Source organism: Streptomyces sp. NPDC054863, from assembly GCF_053610825.1.
This window is the reverse complement of the sequence record NZ_JBSGZD010000517.1, coordinates 1-2,494: the sequence shown is the minus strand read 5'-3', so window position 1 is coordinate 2,494 and position 2,494 is coordinate 1. Positions and strand designations below refer to the sequence as shown.

Here is a 2,494-nt window from a genome sequence, read left to right as displayed (position 1 = left end):
CCCGCCGGCCCCCCGCGCCACGTCCAGCGGTCCAGCGGGGCGCTCAGGTGCTCGCAGCCGCCGCGATGTTGCGGGCCATCCCGCCGAACACCACCCCGTGGAACGGCGCCACGCTCCACCAGTACGCGTGCCCGGCGAGCCCGTGCGGATGGAACACCGCCCGCTGCCGGTAGACCGTGCGGCCCTGGTCGTCCCGCTCCACCCCCAGCTCCAGCCAGGCGAGGCCCGGCACCCGCATCTCGGCGCGCAGCCGCAGCAGCCGCCCCGGCTCGATCTCCTCGACCCGCCAGAAGTCCAGCGAGTCCCCGACCCGCAGCCGCGACCCGTCGCGCCGCCCGCGCCGCAGACCGACCCCGCCGACGAGCCGGTCCAGCCACCCCCGTACCGCCCAGGCCAGCGGGAACGAGTACCAGCCGTTCTCCCCGCCGATACCCTCCACCACCCGCCACAGCCGCTCGGGCGACGCGTCCACGACCTGCTTCCGCACGTCCGTGTACAGGCTGCCGCCCGCCCAGTCCGGGTCGGTGGGCAGCGGATCGCTCGGTGCGCCGGGCACCGAGGCGGACGACCACCGGGTGGTCACCTGCGCGTCCTGCACCCGGCGCAGCGCCAGCTCCACCGCGCGCTCGAAGCCGATCGGACCGCCCGGCGGCCCGGGCACGTACTCCTCGATGTCGTGCTCCGTGCACACCACTTCGTGCCGCAGCGACTCCGACAGCGGCCGGGCGATCGACGCGGGCACCGGCGTGACGAGCCCCACCCAGTGGCTGGAGAGGCGCGGGGTGAGCACCGGCACGGGCAGGATCAGCCGCCGCGGCAGGCCCGCCACCCACGCGTACCGCTGCATCATGTCGCGGTACGTGAGGACGTCGGGCCCGCCCACGTCGAAGGTCCGGCTCACGTCGGCGGGCAGCCGCGCGCTGCCGACCAGCAGCCGCAGCACGTCCCGCACGGCGACCGGCTGGATCCGGGTGCGCACCCAGCTCGGGGTCACCATCAGCGGCAGCCGCTCGGTCAGGTACCGCAGCATCTCGAAGGACGCCGAACCGGAGCCGATGATCACCGCGGCCCGCAGCACCGCCGTCGGCACCCCCGACCCCAGCAGGATCCGGCCGACCTCGGCCCGCGAGCGCAGGTGCGGCGACAGCTCGCGCTCGGGAACCCCGGCGGGCGTCAGACCGCCGAGGTAGACGATCCGCCGCACCCCGGCCCGCCGCGCCTGCTCGCCGAAGACCCGGGCCGCCTCGCGGTCGGTCTTCTCGAAGCCCTTTCCGGTGCCCAGCGCGTGCACCAGGTAGTACGCGACGTCCACCCCGGCCATCGCCCGCCCCGTCGACTCCGGGTCCTGCACGTCTCCCCGTACCGTCTCCACCTGCGCCGACCACGGGAAGTCCCGCAGCTTGGCGGGCGTGCGCGCCAGGGCCCGCACCTCGTGGCCCGCGGCCAGCAGCTCGGGCACCAGCCGCCCGCCGATGTATCCGCTCGCCCCGGTCACCAGACACCGCACGTGGACGCCTCCTTCTGTCGTCACCCGACACCCTCGCACTGTGGGCCCCGCCCGGCATGCGGAGCGCCCGGGCCGCCGGATGGGGGAGGGCGGGTGTGGAGAGCGAAACCATCACGTGGGGACGCGGTGGGTTCCCGGTGTCATACGGACAGTGACCGGCCCCGGGGTGAGGGGGCGGCGGCCCGCTTCGTAGGGTGCGCGGTGCCCGGTGCCACTACGGGCGGTGCCCGGTCCAGCGCGGGCGCCTTCACCGTCACTTGTCGAGGAGATCGCGTGTCCCACCGGAAGAAGCTCGCCCTGCGTGCCGCCGCCCCCGTCGCCGTCCTGGCGCTCGCCCTGACGGGCTGCAACGGGGACGACAAGGCCGGGGGTGCCACGGGCGGTGCCGGAGCGGCCAAGGAGACCGGCGGGGCCGGGAAGCCCCCGGCCGACGGCGCGGGCGAGGCCGCGGGCAAGAAGGAGCTGGCCGCCGGGGAGTCCGTGACCAGCCCCTTCAAGGAGAAGGAGGCCGGACAGGTCACGTACGAGATCGCCGCGCAGAAGGCCGACGTCGGCACCGAGGCCGACGCCAAGAAGATGATCAACGACCCGGCGAAGGCCAAGGGCCTGGTGCCCGTCGTCGCCCACGTGAAGTACACCCACAAGGGCGGCAAGCCCGTCGGGTCCTACCCGGACGTCGCCGACAACGTCGAGGTCTACGCCGACGGCGCCCGCGGCGGCCTGCTGATCGGCGCCGCCGAGGATGCCAAGGGCTGCGAGGACGACGGCGACGTCGAGAACTGGGCCCAGGGCCAGAGCCACACCTTCTGCCAGACCTACATGGTCCCGGTCGGCGCCCAGCAGATCGAGGTCCACTGGGCGGCCGACGAGGACTCCAAGGAGCCCTTCGTCTGGAAGTTCAAGGGCGCCTGACGGCGGGCACGGCCGCACCGGCCGCCACCGGGACCGGTGCGGCGGCGGCCCCCCGGCTGGGTTGCGCCCCGGCCT

General features: G+C 74.9%; 2 protein-coding genes. One reads left to right on the top strand and one right to left on the bottom strand.

Annotation, left to right across the window (positions count from 1 at the left end):
* Positions 1 to 43: 43 nt before the first annotated feature.
* The gene (locus ACWGIG_RS38460) at positions 44 to 1,531 is read right to left on the bottom strand and encodes an SDR family oxidoreductase (RefSeq protein WP_453326375.1); all 1,488 of its coding nucleotides are present in this window, start codon (positions 1,529 to 1,531) and stop codon (positions 44 to 46) included.
* 249 nt (positions 1,532 to 1,780) lie between these two features.
* On the opposite strand from ACWGIG_RS38460, the gene ACWGIG_RS38455 reads away from it, so the two are divergent.
* Positions 1,781 to 2,419 (top strand): hypothetical protein, encoded by a 639-nt coding sequence (locus ACWGIG_RS38455; protein WP_453326374.1) that lies wholly within the window; start codon positions 1,781 to 1,783, stop codon positions 2,417 to 2,419.
* The last annotated feature ends 75 nt before the right edge of the window (positions 2,420 to 2,494 follow it).